This window comes from Pseudomonas persica, assembly GCF_900291015.1.
In the GTDB taxonomy this organism is placed as follows: domain Bacteria; phylum Pseudomonadota; class Gammaproteobacteria; order Pseudomonadales; family Pseudomonadaceae; genus Aquipseudomonas.
Genome location: NZ_OLKL01000269.1, coordinates 1 through 250 on the forward strand (window position 1 = coordinate 1; position 250 = coordinate 250).

General features: G+C 42.4%; 1 protein-coding gene. It reads left to right on the forward strand.

The window, feature by feature from the left end:
- On the forward strand, nt 1-250 hold a 250-nt coding region (locus tag FQ664_RS26540; protein WP_144175957.1), incomplete at both ends, for a two-component regulator propeller domain-containing protein.

Below are 250 nucleotides of genomic sequence, written 5' to 3' on the forward strand. Positions count from 1 at the left end.
AGAATCTACTCAATACTTCTGGGTTGGAACGGAGCATGGTTTGTTCCTAATTGATAAAGCAACCTATCGCGCCGAACGTGTAGAACACAACATTAATGACAAGTTCAGCTTATCTGGTGAAAAGATATATTCGCTAGTATCAGACAAAATGGATGGGATGTGGATCGCCACCGATAATGGAATGCGCTATTTCTCGGAATATGGTGATCTATTTCGTCGTTTTACGGTGTCGCTAGAGGATGAGCTACAG